Raw genomic sequence first — 14849 nt, forward strand, 5'->3', positions numbered from 1 at the left:
AAGCGTTTGCGCTGAGATCATGCTCGACTAAAGAGGCCACGTGGCAACGATCAATTTCGACAGCGAATTGCGACGTGCCGGGGCCAACGCCACCGGTGACTGGGGACGGTTTGCGTTCCTCGCGCAGCGCCATGTGCTCGGCACGGTCGGCCTCGTCATCATGCTGCTGTTCGTGCTGACCGCGATCTTCGCGAACGTCATCAGCCGGTACGATCCGCTCAGCGTCGATTCCGCGCACCGGCTGGCGGCGCCGTCCGCACTGCACTGGTTCGGCACCGACTCCTTCGGCCGCGATGTCTGGAGCCGCATCATCCATGGTGCGCGGATCTCGCTTGCGGTCGGCATCGGCTCGACGACGCTCGGCGCCACGCTCGGCGTGATCGTCGGCCTCGCCTCTGGCTATCTCTCCGGCTGGGTCGACCTCGTGTTCCAGCGGGTGACCGACATCCTGCAGTCGCTGCCGCTCTTGGTGCTCGCACTCGTCATGACCGCGGCGCTCGGTCCCTCGCTGCCGAACGTGATCCTGGCGATCGCGATTCCCCTGATCCCGACGGTCGCGCGCGTGATCCGCGCCAACACGCTGGCGCTGCGCGAGCAGCCGTTCGTCGAGGCCGCCAAATCGATCGGCATGAGCGAGATGCGGATCGCGCTGCGCCACGTGCTGCCCAACACCATCGCGCCGCTGATCGTGCTCGCCACCGCGCAACTCGGCTCAACCATCCTTACCGAAGCGTCGCTGTCGTTCCTTGGCCTCGGCATCCCCGAGCCTTATCCGTCCTGGGGTCGCATGCTGTCCGAATCCGCCGCCGAATATGTCCGCACCGCGCCATGGCTGGTGATCTTCCCCGGCATTGCGATCAGCCTTGCGGTGTTCGGCACCAATCTGTTCGGCGACGCGTTGCGCGACATTCTCGATCCGAGGCAGCGCGGCTGATGAGCGAGGCCAAGACGCTCGATACGATTCTCGACGTGAAGAACCTGCAAACGGTGTTCTTCACCAACTCCGGCCTGTTCCGCGCGGTCGACGACGTCTCGTTCTCGGTCCGTCGCGGCGAGACGCTGGCGATCGTCGGCGAGTCCGGCTGCGGCAAGAGCGTCAGCGCGCTGTCGATCATGCGGCTGGTGCCCGATCCGCCCGGCCGCATCGTAGGCGGCTCGGTGACGCTCGAGGGCACCGATCTGCTGAAGCTCGACGATGCCGCGATGCGCGACATCAGGGGCAACCGCATCTCGATGATCTTCCAGGAGCCGATGACCTCGCTCAATCCGGTGATGCGGATCGGCGACCAGATCATCGAGGCGGTGCGGCTGCACCAGAAGGTCAGCAGCAAGGAGGCCTGGAAGCAGGCGGTCGACATGCTGCGGCTGGTGCGCATTCCGGAACCGGAGCGCCGCGCGCAGGAATATCCGCATCAGCTGTCCGGCGGCATGCGCCAGCGCGCCATGATTGCGATGGCACTGGCGTGCCGGCCGGCGCTCCTGATCGCGGACGAGCCGACCACGGCGCTCGACGTCACCATCCAGGCGCAGATCCTGGCGCTGATCGTCGATCTGCAAAGGCGGCTCGGCACCGGGCTGATCCTGATCACCCACGACCTCGGCGTCGTCGCGCAAACGGCGCAGCGCGTGATCGTGATGTACGCCGGCAAGAAGGTCGAGGAGGCGACGGTCGAAGCTTTGTTCGAGACGCCGCTGCACCCCTACACCCGCGGACTGATGGCCTCGATGCCGGCGGTGATCGCGCTCGGCGCGAAGACCGATGCGCGGCTGACCGAAATCCCCGGCATGGTGCCGTCGCTGACCAAGCTGCCGCCCGGCTGCGCCTTCGCGCCGCGCTGCAAGCTGGCGGTCGACCGCTGCCGTCAGGAATATCCGCCGCTCGACGAGATCAAGAGCAATCACTGGGCCGCGTGCTGGCGCGCCGGCGAGATTGCGGAGGCGTCATGACCGAACAGCGCCCGCTCCTCGAGGTGACCGACCTCGTCAAGCACTACGCGGTGCGCGGCGGTGTGCTGCGCCGGCAGGTCGGCACCGTGCATGCGGTCGACGGCGTCAGCTTCGCGCTTGGCGCCGGCGAGACGCTCGGGCTGGTCGGCGAATCCGGCTGCGGCAAGTCAACGGTGGCGCGCACCGTGCTGCGGCTGGTCGAGCCGACCAGCGGCGCCATCAAGCTGGATGGCGAGGACATCGCGCCGCTCAGCAAGACCGCGCTGCGGCCATACCGGCGCTCGATGCAGATCGTGTTCCAGGATCCGTTCGCCTCGCTCAACCCGCGCATGACGGCCGGCGACATCGTCGGCGAGCCCCTCATTGTACATGGCCTCGCGACCGGCGCGAAGAAGCAGGAGCGCGTCGCGGAACTGTTCCAGCAGGTCGGTTTGCGGCCCGACCAGATGAAGAATTTCCCGCACCAGTTCTCCGGCGGCCAGCGCCAGCGCATCTGCATCGCGCGTGCGCTGTCGCTCGGGCCGCGGCTGATCGTCTGCGACGAGCCGGTCTCGGCGCTCGACGTCTCGATCCAGGCGCAGGTGATCAATCTTCTGATCGACCTGCAGCGCCAGCAGAACTTCTCCTATCTGTTCATCGCGCACGATCTCGCTGTTGTCGCCCATATCAGCCACCGCGTCGCGGTGATGTATCTCGGCCGCATCGTCGAGATCGCCGACAAGCACGAGCTGTTCGCCAATCCGCGCCATCCCTACACCCAGGCGCTGCTCGCCTCGGTGCCGATCGCCGACCCGAAGGCCAAACGCACCGCCCCCCTGATCGACGGCGATGTCCCGAGCCCGATCAATCCACCTTCAGGCTGCGCCTTCCACACCCGCTGCCGCTACGCGATGGATCGCTGCAAGACCGAACGCCCGGCGCTGCAGGCGGCCGGCCCGGCGCATCGGGTCGCCTGCTGGCTGAATGACGGGACGGGGCGCGAGGAATGACTCCGCTGTCGTCCCTGCGAAAGTGTTTGGTCCCTGCTGATTGGTTGGATGGAATCGGTGTAGAACGAGGCGTGGCTTTTATCATGGAGCGCTTCGCGTCATGGAACTGAGCCTGCATGCGAACGCCACGACGACACCGAAGACGCGTGCCTACATCCAGCGCAGCAGGAAGTCGGTCGCCCAATTGGCGGCCGAGTTGGGGGTCAGCGAGACCACAATCTATCGCTGGCGCGGTCGCAGCACGGTCGAGGATCGCTCGCATCGGCCGAAGCACCTCACGACCGGCCTGTCCGCCCTTGAGGAACGGGCGGTGTGTGAGCTGCGGACATCGCTGCAGCTGCCGCTGGACGATATCGTCGAGGTGATGCAGCGGTGCATCAATGCCAAGCTGTCCCGCAGCGCGATCCACCGCTGCCTGCAGCGCAACGGCATCAGCCGGCTTGCCAAGCCTGACAAGCCCAGGGCCGGCGTCTTCGAAAGCGCCAGCATCGGCTTCATTCATATCGACGTGAAGTATCTGCCCGCGCTGCAACGCCGCACCAGTTATGCCTTTGTCGCGATCGATCGCGCCACCCGATACGTCTTCGTCGAGATCCATTCCAGGCGAGACGGAACGACCGCGACCGGCTTCCTCGAGCGCTTCCTGGCCGACTTTCCGCACGGTGTTCACACCATCCTGACCGACAACGGAGCCGAGTTCACCGAACGCTTCGCCGTCGACAAGAAGAACAAACCGGTCGGGAAGCCTTCCGGCGACCACCCCTTTGATCGGCTCTGCAAGCAGCGCGGCATCCAGCATCGCCTGACCAAGCCCTACCACCCGCAAACCAACGGCCTCGTCGAACGCTTCAACCGGCGCATCGCTGAAGCCATCGGCCGCGAACACAAACGGGGCAGCGCGCGCCGTACCTTTGTCAACCACGCCGACCGCGACGCCTTCATCGCCAGGTTCGTCCACGACTACAACCGGACTCGCCTCAAATGCCTCGGCTACCTGGCGCCAATCCAGGCCCTCGCCAATCACACGGGACCGAACACGAAAGCAGGGACCCATAACCACAAACGTTCGCTGTTGCGCCGCGCTGTGGCCCCCAGCTTTTTTGAATCACCACGTCCTGTGGTTATAGGTCCCGGGTCGCGCTCGGCTTGCCCGGGACGACGGCGGTTATGCGGCGGCCTCGATCTCCACCACGATCTTCCCCGTCGTCACCTGCTCGCCCTCGGCGACATCGATCGACGATACCGTGCCCGCGACGCCGGCAGTGTGGACGTGCTCCATCTTCATCGCCTCCAGCGTCATCACCGGCTGGCCGGCCGCGACCTTGTCGCCCGGCTTCACCAGCACCGCGACGACCCGGCCGTTCATGGCGGCGCGGACCTTGCCGTCACCGCCGGCCGCCGTCGCGCTCTCCGGCGGCGCGAGGGTGAGATCGCGCACCGACAGCGTGACGCCGCGATGCAGGATATAGAGCCGGTCGCCATCGCGCAGGAATTGGGCATGCTCCATCACCCCATCGTGGTGGAAGCGGATGCTGTCCTGGCTGAGCTCGTCGATCACGAAGCTGAAGCGATCGCCGTTGCGGGTCGCGATGTAGCTGCCGTCGCGCTCGCGGACAACCTCGATCTCCTGCACGCCGTGGCCGAGATCGATCCGCAGGCCGAGCGGGAATGTCGCTGCGAGCGACCGGCCGCGCTGCCATGGCGGGGCGTGCGGATTGGTAACGTAGAGCAGCAGCGCCGCAAGCGCGAGATCGCTGCCGCGATCGGGCCGCGGCGCCAGCAGCGCATCGCGGTTGTCGCCGATGAAGGCCGTGGTCGCCTCGCCTCTAGCAAAGACAGGGTGGCGCAGGCAGTCGATCAGGAAGCCCTGGTTGGTGGTGACGCCGAAGGCCGTGACCTGCTCCAGGGCACAGATCAGCTTGCCGCGCGCCTCCTCGCGGGTCGTGCCATGGCTGATAACCTTGGCGATCATCGAATCATAGAACGGCGGAATCTCCGAGCCGGACTGCAGCGCGTGCTCGACGCGGATACCGTCGGGCATCTGCCACCGCGCCATCGTGCCGGATTGCGGCATGAATTCGTGCGCGGCATCCTCCGAGCAAAGCCGGACCTCGATGGCATGGCCGGAGAACTTGATGTCCTCCTGGGTCAAGCCGAGCGGCGCACCACTGGCGACGCGCAGCTGCAATTCGACCAGATCGAGCCCGGTGATCGCCTCGGTGACGGGATGCTCGACCTGCAGCCGCGTGTTCATCTCCATGAAGTAGAAATTTCCGGCGCGATCGAGCAAAAATTCCAGCGTGCCCGCACCCTCGTAGCCGATCGCCTTGACCGCCTGCACCGCGACCGCGCCCATCCGCGCGCGCAGCTCCGGCGTCACCGCCGGCGACGGCGCCTCCTCGACCAGCTTCTGGTGCCGCCGCTGCACCGAGCAATCGCGCTCGCCGAGATGGATGGCGTTGCCATGGCGGTCGCCGAACACCTGGATTTCGATGTGGCGCGGATTGACGATCGCGCGCTCCAGAATGACGGTCGGATCGCCGAACGCGCCCTGCGCCTCCGACCGCGCACTGCGCAGCCCGTCGGGAAATGCCGCCGCATCGGTGACCAGCCGCATGCCGCGGCCGCCGCCGCCGGCGACCGCCTTGATCATGACCGGAAAACCAATGGCCCTCGCTTCCGCCAGCATCACGGCATCGCTCTGGTCGGCGCCCTGATAGCCGGGCACGCAGGGCACGCCGGTCTTCTGCATGATCTCCTTGGCGCCGGCCTTGTTGCCCATCGCAAGGATCGCTTCCGGCGACGGACCGATGAACACCAGACCCGCATCGCGGCAGGCCCGCGCAAAATCCTCGTTCTCGGCGAGGAAGCCATAGCCGGGATGCACCGCGCCGGCGCCGCTCGCCTTGGCGGCGGCGATGATCGCGTCGATCTTCAGATAGGATTGCGCCGGCAGCGCCTCGCCGATCCGCACCGCCTGGTCGGCCTCGCGCACATGCAGCGCGTCACGGTCGGCGTCCGAATAGACCGCGACGACGCCATGGCCGAGCCGACGTGCCGATCGCATGATGCGCAGCGCGATCTCGCCGCGATTGGCGATCAGGATCTTGAAGAACGGCGTCCGCTTCACGATTGCCCCGCTCATGGCCGCGCCACCGAGAACTGCATGCGCTGCGGGCTGCGGGCCTCGGCCTCGCGGCAGATCGAAAGCACCTCTGACAGCACCGTCCGCGTGTCGCGCGGATCGATCACGCCGTCGTCGAGCACCCGGGCGCTGGTCGAGAACACGTCCATCTGGCTGTCGAACACCCCGGTGATCTGCGCCTTCATCGCGTCCAGCTTCTCCTTCTCGATCGGCTTGCCACGCCGCGCGGCGGCGGCCTCAGTCACGATCGCCATGGTTTCAGCGGCCTGCTCGCCGCCCATCACGGCGGTCTTGGCGTTGGGCCAGGAGAAGCAGAAGCGCGGGTGGAAACCGCGGCCGCACATGCCGTAATTGCCGGCGCCGAACGAGGCGCCGCAATACAGCGTGATCTGCGGCACCGTCGCCGAGGTCACCGCCTGGATCATCTTGGAGCCGTGCTTGATCATGCCGGCCTCTTCATAGGCCTTGCCCACCATGTAGCCGGTGGTGTTGTTCATGTAGAGGATCGGCGTGCGCGACTGGCAGCAGGCCTGGATGAAGTGCGTCGCCTTGTTGGCGCCGGGCACGTCGAGCGGGCCATTATTGGTGATGATGCCGATCGCTTGGCCCTGGATGCGGGCTTGGCCGCAGACCGTCGCCGGACCGTAATTGGCGCCGAACTCGGTGAAGTCGGAATCGTCGATGAAGCGCGCGATTGCCTGGCGCATGTCGACGGGACGCTTGTGGTCCATCGGCATGATGCCGAGCAGTTCCTCCGCGTCGTAACGCGGCGGTTTGAACGCGGCCGGCGCCGGTGCCGGCCGATCCCAAGGCAACTTGGCCATGATGTCGCGCGCAATGCGCAGCGCGTCGCGGTCGTCCTCGGCGAGATAATCGCCAAGGCCCGAGACCTGGGTGTGCATCTCGGCGCCACCGAGCTCCTCCTCGGTCGCGATCTCGCCGGTGGCGGCCTTGAGCAGAGGCGGTCCGGCGAGGAAGGCGCGGGTGCGGCCGCGCACCATCACGATGTAGTCGGAGAGACCGGTCTGGTAGGCACCGCCCGCGGTCGAGGAGCCGTGGGTGACGGTGACGACGGGAAGCCCCGCCGCCGACAGCCGCGCCAGGTTGCGGAAGATGTTGCCGCCACGGACGAAGTCCTCGACACGGTAGCGCAGCAGGTTGGCGCCGGCGCTCTCGACCAGCTGCACATAGGGCAGCTTGTTCTCCAGCGCGAGCTCCTGCACCCGCAGCGTCTTGTCGAGGCCGTAAGGCTGCAATGCGCCCGCGTCGATGCCGGCATCATTGGCGCTGACCATGCAGCGGATGCCGGAGACGAAGCCGATGCCCGCGACCAGTCCGCCGCCGGACACACTCTTGTCCGCATCCGCCACGTCGAACATGTAGCCGGCGAGCGTCGACAGTTCGAGGAAGGGCGAACCGGGATCGAGCACCAGCGCGACGCGCTCGCGCGGCAACAGCTGGCCGCGCTTGTGGAAGCGGTCCTTTGCCGCGGCGGAGGCTGCGCGCGTCCGCTCCTCCAGGGCGCGCATCCGGGCGATCAGCGCCAGCATGCCGTCGCGATTGCCCTGGAAGGCGGCGCTGCCGGTGGAAATCGTGTTCTCGATGATGGCCACTAGGCGCGCTCCACAAAATGCCCACTGTATTGCTGCCGCAACTCGACCTTGCGCAGCTTGCCGGTCGCGGTCATCGGCATCTCCTCGAGGATACGCACCAGCTTCGGCACCTGGAAGCCACCGAGATGCTTTCTGCAATGCGCCTCGATGCCGGCCTCGTCGGCCACCGCGCCGGGCTTCAGCTTGACGAAAGCGGAGACCGCCTCGCCCCATTGCGGATGCGGCAGGCCGACCACGGCGGCGTTCTGCACGGCGGGGTGCGCCAGCAACGTCTCCTCGATCTTGACGGAGGCAACGTTCTCGCCGCCCGACTTGATCATATCCTTCTTGCGGTCAAGGAACAGCACCTCGCCATTGCCGTCGATCAAGGCTAGATCGCCGGTATGGTGCCAACCGAACTTGCGCGCCTCCTCGGTCGATTTGGAGTCCTTGTAGTAGCCCATCATCACGTTGGGCCCGCGATGCACCAGCTCGCCGATCTCGCCGCGCGGAAGCAGGTTGCCGTTGTCGTCCATGATCGCGGTCTCGTTGACGATCAGCGATTCGCCCCAATAGTTGCCGTAGCGGTCGAGCTGCACCTCCGGGCGGGACATCGTCGTCGCCGGATACATCTCGGTCTGGCCGCTGGACAGCACGAAGTTCGGACAGAGATCGGCGATGGCGCGCTCGAGCAGCGGTTTGCCCATCGGCGCCATGGTGTAGATGCAGCAGCGCAGACCCGACAGGTCGTAGTCGCGGCGGCGCGGATGGTCGAGGATCGCCTGATACATCAAGGACAGGCCGACGAACACGGTGAGCTTATCGCGCACGATCGCCTCCATGCACGCGACCGGATCGAAGCCGCGCATCAGCGCCATGCGGCCGCCGACCGAGAGATAGCTGAGCAGCAGCACGTGGCCGGCGCAGTGGAACAGCGGAAACTGTCCGGTGATCCCGTCATCGCGCGAGAGCCTCATCTCGATACAGTTGCTCAACACCGCCATGACAACGGCAAGATGGCAGTGCATCGCGCCCTTCGGCCGTGAGGTCGTGCCTGACGTATAGATGATCATCGCGAGATCGCGGTCGTTGATCTCGACGTCAGGCTCGATATCCGACTGTCCCTCCAGCAGACCGTTGAACTCCTGCAATCCGGTCTTGCCGGCATTGCCGGCATTGCCGGTCAGATCGATCGCGATCATCTCCATGCCGCGCGCTTCCAGCGCGGCGCGGCGATCGGCCTGGGCATGAAGGGCGTCATCGATGATGGCGAAACGCACCTCGGCATGGCCGAGGATGTAGTCCATATCAGCCGGTCCGAGCATGGTGTTGATGGGCACCCAGACCAGCCCGGCGCGGTGAATGCCGAACAGCGCTTTGACGAATTCGACGGAGTTGTTGCAGATGGTCGAGATCTTCTCGCCCGGCTTCAGCCCGCGCTGCACCAGATGATTGGCGAAGCGATTGGCGTCGCGCTCGAGCTCGGTGAAGGTGACCTGCCTGCCGCCGTCGGTCAGCGCGATACGATCCGGAAATCGCCGCGCGGCGCGCTTCAGGAGATCGCCTATCGCGACCCGCCCGATGCGGCCCGGCCCGGTGACGCCGCCGGTTGCTGCGAGATTGTGCATGCTTGGTTCTCCTCTCAACCGTCATTGCGAAGAACGAAGCGACCAAGCAATCCATACCTTCCACGCGGCAAGATGGATTGCTTCGCTTCGCTCGCAATGACGGGACAGCGCCTAGTGCCTCACCCCGAAAATCTGCCGCGCTTCCGCCGGGCTCGCAATCTCGCGGCCGGCGCGGCGCGCGCAGGCGGCGAGCCCTTCGACGAGTTGCCCGTTCGACGTCACCTTGGTGCCGTCGCCGAGATAGAACGTATCCTCGAGCCCGCTGCGCAGGTGGCCGCCGAGGTCGGCGGCGCGCTGATGCAGCGGCCAGATCTCGGCACGGCCAATCGCGGTGACCTGCCAATGCGCCTCCGGCGCCTTCAGCCTCAACAGGATCGGTAACAGCTCCGGATCGGCCGGCATGCCCGAGGCGACGCCCATGACGAAATTGTATTCGAGCGGACCGGAATACATCCCGGTCTGCCGGTACATGCCGACGCAGCGCACGATGCCGACATCGAAGCACTCGAATTCGGGAATGGTGCCGGCCACCTTCATCACGTCGAGATAATCCTGCACCTTCTCGACGGCGTTATCGAACATCATCGGCGGCCAGGCCCAGGTGTTGTCGGCCTTCACCTTGAGATAATTCAGCGAGCCGGCATTGCAGGCGGCGATCTCGGGCCTGGTCTCGCGCACGCAATCGAGCGCGCCCTGGTAGTTCGGGCCGGACGTGCCGGTGGTGTGGTTGATGATCACGCCGGGGCAGGCCTCGCGTATCGCCTGCTGGATCTCCTTGCTGACGCCGACATCCCATGACGGCAGGTGGCCCTTGTTCGGCTCCTGCTGCCGCAGATGGATGTGCATGATGCTGGCGCCGGCGTTGAACGCGGCCTTGGCCGCGCGCGCCATCTGTTCCGGCGTCACCGGAACATTGTGCTGCTTCGGGTCGGTAAGCACGCCGTTCAGCGCGCAGGTGATGACGGCCTTGTCGCTCATGGGTCTCTTGTCCGCTTTTGCGGCGCACATGCGCTGCTGATTTCGCCATGATGAGAACTTTGCCTTCGCGCCATCTTGCGTTGACTGGCTAAGTGGATGCGCTCACGACACAATCCGTCGCCAGCCGGTTAACACAAGACGCGACGCCCGCGTCGCGCCTAACCTTGCTGCCAAGCAGAAGCGGCGCAACAAGCCGGCATCACGGGGAGAACGTCATGGTCTCGATCAACCGGCGCAGATGGCTCACCGGCGCGGCAGGCGCGGGACTTGCCGCGATCGCAGGCGTCCGAGCTTCACTTGCCGAGGACACGCCGGGCGTCACCGCGACCGAGATCAGGATCGGCAGCACCACTTCGCTCAGCGGCCCGGTATCCGCGCTCGGCGTGCAGGCGCGCTGCCAGGAAGCCTATTTCAAGATGCTGAACGAGCAGGGCGGCATCGCCGGCCGGCAGATCAAATACATCTACTACGACGACGCGTTCAATCCGGCGAAGACGGTCGAGCAGGTGCGCCGCCTGATCGAGAGCGACAATGTCGCCTTTCTGTTCAACATGCTCGGCACCGCGCCGAACTCGTCGGTCGTCAAATACATCAACGCCGCCAAGGTGCCGCACCTGTTCCTGTCGGTGAATGGCGACAAATGGGGCGACTACAAGACTTATCCCTGGACCATGGGCTTTGCGCCGAGCGCGCGGACCGAAGCGCAGGTGTTCGTCAAATATGCACTGAGCCAGAACAAGAACGCGAAATTCGCGGTGCTCTACCAGAACGACGACCTCGGCAAGGATTTCGTCGCCGGCGCCAAGGACGTGCTCGGCGAGCGGTTCGCGACCGCGGCCGTGGTGGCCTCGCACGAGGTTACGGATCCCACGATCGATTCCCAGATTGTTGCGCTGCGCGGCGCCAACCCGGATGTGCTGATCTCGGGCACCACGGCAAAGTTCTGCGCGCAGTCGATCCGCAAGATCTATGAGCTCGGCTGGAAGCCGATGCACTTCATCGCCAGCGGCGCCGCCTCGATCTCCTCGACCATCGCGCCTGTCGGTCTCGACAAGTCGCAGGGCACGATCTCGTCGGCCTATGTCAAGGACGTCGCCGACCCGGCCTGGGCCAATGATCCCGGCGTGAAGAACTTCCTCGCCTTCATGGAAAAGTACTTCCCCGACGGCAATCCGAAGGAGGGCTACAACCTCTACGCCTACACGGTGGCGCAAGTGCTGAAGATCGTGCTCGAGCAATGCAAGGGCAATTTCAGCCGTGACAACATCATGGCGCAGGCCAACAACCTGAAGGACATCGAGGTCCCGACGCTGTTGCCCGGCATCCGCGTCAACACCAGCCCGACCAACCATCACCCGCTGCAGCAGCTTCAGCTGCAACGGATCGAAGGTCCGGGCTGGCTGCGGTTCGGCGAGGTGATCCAGGGCGCGAATTTGTGAACGCAGAACAACCCAAGTGTCGTCCCGGCGAAGGCCGGGACCCATAACCACAGCCGTCAATTGCTTCGCGAGATCTCTGCCATCCCGCATCACGCGGTATGGGTCCCGGCCTTCGCCGGGACGACGATCTAAGTCAGCGCGCGCTCGCTGGCGGCCTGCCCGGTGCGGTAGATCGCAAGATCCCGCGAGCCGGAGAAGATCGCGCGCGGCTTCAGGCCGTAGAAGCGGCGGATCGAGTGGCTGAAATGGGTCGAGTCGGGATAGCCGATATCCTGCGCGAGATGCGCGAGGTTGATGTCCTGGTTGGCGAAGTGCAGCAGATGCCGCGCGCGCTTCCAGGCGCGGAAAGAGCGGAACGAGATCCCGGTCTCCTCCTTGAACAGATGCAGGAAGCGCGAGGGAGATAGCCCGGCCTCGGCAGCGCAGCCTGCCGCGGTCACCGGCTCGCCGGAGAATTGCCCGATGCGGCCGATCGCGCGCACGACACGCGGATCGAGCACGCGCTGCGGCAGCGCGTCGCCGAAGCACATGGTGTCGAACTCGGCATTCGCGATCGCGTCGCGATGCTGCATCTCGGCGAGCGTCGCATAGGCGTTGCGAATGCGATTGGCGAACAGATGGGAGTCCGATCCTTGCAGACGGCGGGCGACGGCTTCGAGCGTGCCGTCGGGCACGCTTTCCGGCTCGATCGCGACGCAGATCGCCGAGCGATATTCGCTGGTGATGGTGTGGCGGAGGTTCGGCATCGTCACCGCGAGCTCGCCATGCGACTCGCGGCCTTCGCTGGTCGACAGATGCAAGCCGTCGCGGATCGCGACATAGACATGGAATGCACCGGGACAGCGCTCGCGCGGGCGGCCGAGCAGCCCGGCATAGAACACCCGTTCCGGCGTGATCAGCATCCGGTGACCGGATTGCTGGCTGGAGCTCTGGCACTTCGCGTCCACGATCGCGTCCATGGCGGTTCCTCCTCGCGCGGCTCTTTGGGCCGCTGCGGCGGAGCTACCATAACGCAAATTCGAGGCCTGTCACCGATGTGCTGGATCAATTCCAGGACACATCGACGCTTCCGAGATCAAGGCCGCGCCCGTGGCGCAACGTTCTGTTCCTGACCGGCTTTTTGCTCCGCCGCCACCGCGCGCTGGTAACCGTCGCGCTGCTGCAGCCGCGCCCAATAGGCCGCGACATTCGGCCCGAAATCCTTGGCGAGGCCGATATTGCTGGCGAGACGGAGCGCATAACCGTTGGCGATGTCGGCCGCGGTGAAGCGTTCCGCGCAGAGGAATTCCGACTTCGCGGCGGCGGCCTCGACCGCACGCAGGCGGCCCAGGAACCATTTTGCATAATCGCCCGAGACCTGCGGGTTGCGCCGCTCCTCCGGCTCAAGCTGGCTGTAGCGGAGCACCAGCGTCTGCGGGAAGGTCAGCGTCGCGTCGGAAAAATACATCCAGTTCAGGAATGCGCCATAGGCCGGCTCGTCGACGCCGACGATCAGCAGTGTCGGGCCGTATTTGGTGCCGAGATAATGGCAGATGCCGGAGGACTCCGTCATCCTGGTCTCGCCATCGATCATGAACGGGATGGTGCCGAGCGGATTGATGCCGAGATATTCCTTGGCGAACACGCGCGGCGGGAACGGCAGCATCTTCAGCTCATAGGGCAGCCCGAGCTCCTCCAGCATCCACAGCGGACGGAACGAGCGCGCGGCGTCGCAGTGATAGAGCGTGATCATCAGGCGTTTCCCTTTTGCTTCAGGCCAGGCAGCGTGCCCATCATCTTGCACAATACCATGAGCATGACCTCGTCGGCGCCGCCGCCGATCGAGGTCAGGCGGCTGTCGCGATAGGCGCGGCTGACCGGCGTCTCGTTGGTGAAACCCATGCCGCCCCAATATTGCAGGCAGGCGTCGGTGAGCTCGCGGCCGAGCCGGCCGGCCTTCAGCTTGGCCATGGTCGCGAGCCGGGTCACGTCCTCGCCGGCCACCAGCGCCTCGCCGGCACGATAGATCAGCGAGCGCAGCAGCTCGACCTCGGTCTGCATTTCCGCGAGCTTGAAGTGCACCACCTGGTTGTCGAGGATCGAGCCGCCGAACGCCTTGCGGCTCCGGGTGTAGTCGATGGTCTCGTTGATGATGAATTCATGCGCCTTCAGGCAGGCGGCCGCACCCCACAGCCGCTCCTCCTGGAACTGGATCATCTGGTAGGTGAAGCCCTGGCCCTCCTCGCCGATCCGGTTGCGCTTGGGGACCCGGACATTGTCGAAGAAGATCTGTGCCGTATCCGACGAACGCATGCCGAGCTTGTCGAGCTTGCGCGCGACCTGCACGCCCTTGGTCTTCATCGGCACGCAGATCAGCGACTTGTTGCGATGGACCGGGCCGTCGCTGGTGTTGGCGAGCAGGCAGATCCAGTCGGCCTGGGTACCGTTGGTGATCCACATCTTGCCGCCATTGATGACGTAGTCTTCGCCGTCGGCGCGCGCACTGGTCTTGATCGAGGCGACGTCGGAGCCGGCGCCGGGCTCGGAGACGCCGATGCAGGCCACCTGGTCGCCGGCAATCGCGGGGCTGAGAAATTCGCGCCGCACCTCGTCGGAGCCGAACCGCGCCAGCGCCGGCGTCGCCATGTCGGTCTGCACCCCGATCGCCATCGGCACGCCGCCGCAGGTGATGGCCCCTAACTCCTCGGCCATCATCAGCGCGTAGGAATAATCCAGGCCCTGGCCGCCGAACTCGACCGGCTTGTTGAGGCCGAGGAAGCCGAGATCGCCGAGCTTCTTGAACAGCTCATGCGCCGGGAAGATGTCGGCCTTCTCCCATTCGTCGACATGAGGGTTGATCTCGGCCGCGATGAACTTCTGTAGTGCGCGGCGCGGTTCGTCGTGGTCGGCGGTGAAGAGCATGTTCTCGAACTATCCTTTGTCATTCCGGGCCGATGCAAAGCATCGAACCCGGAATCTCGATCCATTACCTCTGGATTCCGGCTTCGCGGTAGCGCGCGCCCCGGAATGACCTTTCTTTCTCACCTCCCCCTGAAAGGGGGAGGTCGGCACGTTCGGCTATGCCGAGCGGGCCGGATGGGGGTCAAACTAGCAGTCGGACTCGCGGCGTGACCCCCACCCTGCCCTCCCCC

11 protein-coding genes are annotated in these 14849 nt (G+C 65.5%); 4 read left to right on the forward strand and 7 right to left on the reverse strand.

Translation table 11 applies throughout. From position 1 onward, the window contains the following. Positions 1–40: 40 nt before the first annotated feature. The 3 genes from I6F38_RS23920 to I6F38_RS23930 are packed head-to-tail and all read left to right on the forward strand — an operon-like array spanning position 41 to position 2936. A complete protein-coding gene (locus I6F38_RS23920) occupies positions 41–934 on the forward strand; it encodes an ABC transporter permease (protein WP_225162031.1) in 894 nt (297 codons plus the stop codon). After that, complete coding sequence (locus I6F38_RS23925) at positions 934–1947, forward strand: ABC transporter ATP-binding protein (protein WP_225162032.1); 1014 nt, start codon at positions 934–936, stop codon at positions 1945–1947. Before I6F38_RS23920 ends, I6F38_RS23925 begins: the two co-directional genes overlap by 1 nt. Then, complete coding sequence (locus I6F38_RS23930; RefSeq protein WP_225162033.1) at positions 1944–2936, forward strand: dipeptide ABC transporter ATP-binding protein; 993 nt, start codon at positions 1944–1946, stop codon at positions 2934–2936. The genes I6F38_RS23925 and I6F38_RS23930 overlap by 4 nt, the downstream gene beginning before the upstream one ends. Positions 2937–4101: 1165 nt before the next feature. On the opposite strand, the gene I6F38_RS23940 is transcribed toward I6F38_RS23930, so the two are convergent. From I6F38_RS23940 to I6F38_RS23955, 4 genes are all read right to left on the reverse strand, one after another. Continuing rightward, positions 4102–6081, reverse strand: coding sequence for an acetyl-CoA carboxylase biotin carboxylase subunit (locus I6F38_RS23940; RefSeq protein WP_225162034.1), 1980 nt, complete (start codon positions 6079–6081; stop codon positions 4102–4104). Next, positions 6078–7694 (reverse strand): carboxyl transferase domain-containing protein, encoded by a 1617-nt coding sequence (locus I6F38_RS23945; RefSeq protein ID WP_225162035.1) that lies wholly within the window; start codon positions 7692–7694, stop codon positions 6078–6080. Before I6F38_RS23945 ends, I6F38_RS23940 begins: the two co-directional genes overlap by 4 nt. Further along, the gene (locus tag I6F38_RS23950; RefSeq protein WP_225162036.1) at positions 7694–9301 is read right to left on the reverse strand and encodes an AMP-binding protein; all 1608 of its coding nucleotides are present in this window, start codon (positions 9299–9301) and stop codon (positions 7694–7696) included. The genes I6F38_RS23945 and I6F38_RS23950 overlap by 1 nt, the downstream gene beginning before the upstream one ends. A gap of 111 nt (positions 9302–9412) precedes the next feature. Continuing rightward, on the reverse strand, positions 9413–10279 hold the full coding sequence (locus I6F38_RS23955; protein ID WP_225162037.1) for a 3-keto-5-aminohexanoate cleavage protein: 867 nt from the start codon (positions 10277–10279) through the stop codon (positions 9413–9415). Positions 10280–10494: 215 nt separating this feature from the next. On the opposite strand from I6F38_RS23955, the gene I6F38_RS23960 reads away from it, so the two are divergent. Beyond that, the gene (locus tag I6F38_RS23960; RefSeq protein ID WP_225162038.1) at positions 10495–11718 is read left to right on the forward strand and encodes an ABC transporter substrate-binding protein; all 1224 of its coding nucleotides are present in this window, start codon (positions 10495–10497) and stop codon (positions 11716–11718) included. A 128-nt stretch (positions 11719–11846) separates the two neighbouring features. Here the strand turns inward: I6F38_RS23960 and I6F38_RS23965 are convergent, their stop codons facing one another. The 3 genes from I6F38_RS23965 to I6F38_RS23975 all read right to left on the reverse strand — a co-directional run bounded on the left by I6F38_RS23965 (position 11847) and on the right by I6F38_RS23975 (position 14619). Beyond that, positions 11847–12677: a helix-turn-helix domain-containing protein gene (locus I6F38_RS23965; RefSeq protein ID WP_225162039.1), complete on the reverse strand. Its 831-nt coding sequence runs from the start codon at positions 12675–12677 to the stop codon at positions 11847–11849. Positions 12678–12793: 116 nt separating this feature from the next. Continuing rightward, a complete protein-coding gene (locus tag I6F38_RS23970; RefSeq protein ID WP_225162040.1) occupies positions 12794–13450 on the reverse strand; it encodes a glutathione S-transferase family protein in 657 nt (218 codons plus the stop codon). Next, positions 13450–14619 carry an acyl-CoA dehydrogenase family protein gene (locus I6F38_RS23975; protein WP_225162041.1) on the reverse strand — a complete coding sequence of 390 codons (1170 nt, stop codon included), beginning with the start codon at positions 14617–14619 and terminating at the stop codon, positions 13450–13452. The genes I6F38_RS23970 and I6F38_RS23975 overlap by 1 nt, the downstream gene beginning before the upstream one ends. Between the last annotated feature and the right edge of the window lie 230 nt (positions 14620–14849).

Origin of the sequence: Bradyrhizobium sp. BRP56 (genome assembly GCF_020194035.1) — a bacterium.
Lineage (GTDB): Bacteria > Pseudomonadota > Alphaproteobacteria > Rhizobiales > Xanthobacteraceae > Bradyrhizobium > Bradyrhizobium australafricanum.

Coding starts and splice junctions, on each gene's coding strand:
- I6F38_RS23930 (WP_225162033.1), top strand. CDS start 1,944: ATGACCGAACAGCGCCCGCTCCTCGAGGTGACCGACCTCGTCAAGCAC.
- I6F38_RS23970 (WP_225162040.1), bottom strand. CDS start 13,450: ATGATCACGCTCTATCACTGCGACGCCGCGCGCTCGTTCCGTCCGCTG.
- I6F38_RS23960 (WP_225162038.1), top strand. CDS start 10,495: ATGGTCTCGATCAACCGGCGCAGATGGCTCACCGGCGCGGCAGGCGCG.
- I6F38_RS23950 (WP_225162036.1), bottom strand. CDS start 9,301: ATGCACAATCTCGCAGCAACCGGCGGCGTCACCGGGCCGGGCCGCATC.
- I6F38_RS23940 (WP_225162034.1), bottom strand. CDS start 6,081: ATGAGCGGGGCAATCGTGAAGCGGACGCCGTTCTTCAAGATCCTGATC.
- I6F38_RS23965 (WP_225162039.1), bottom strand. CDS start 12,677: ATGGACGCGATCGTGGACGCGAAGTGCCAGAGCTCCAGCCAGCAATCC.
- I6F38_RS23975 (WP_225162041.1), bottom strand. CDS start 14,619: ATGCTCTTCACCGCCGACCACGACGAACCGCGCCGCGCACTACAGAAG.
- I6F38_RS23925 (WP_225162032.1), top strand. CDS start 934: ATGAGCGAGGCCAAGACGCTCGATACGATTCTCGACGTGAAGAACCTG.
- I6F38_RS23955 (WP_225162037.1), bottom strand. CDS start 10,279: ATGAGCGACAAGGCCGTCATCACCTGCGCGCTGAACGGCGTGCTTACC.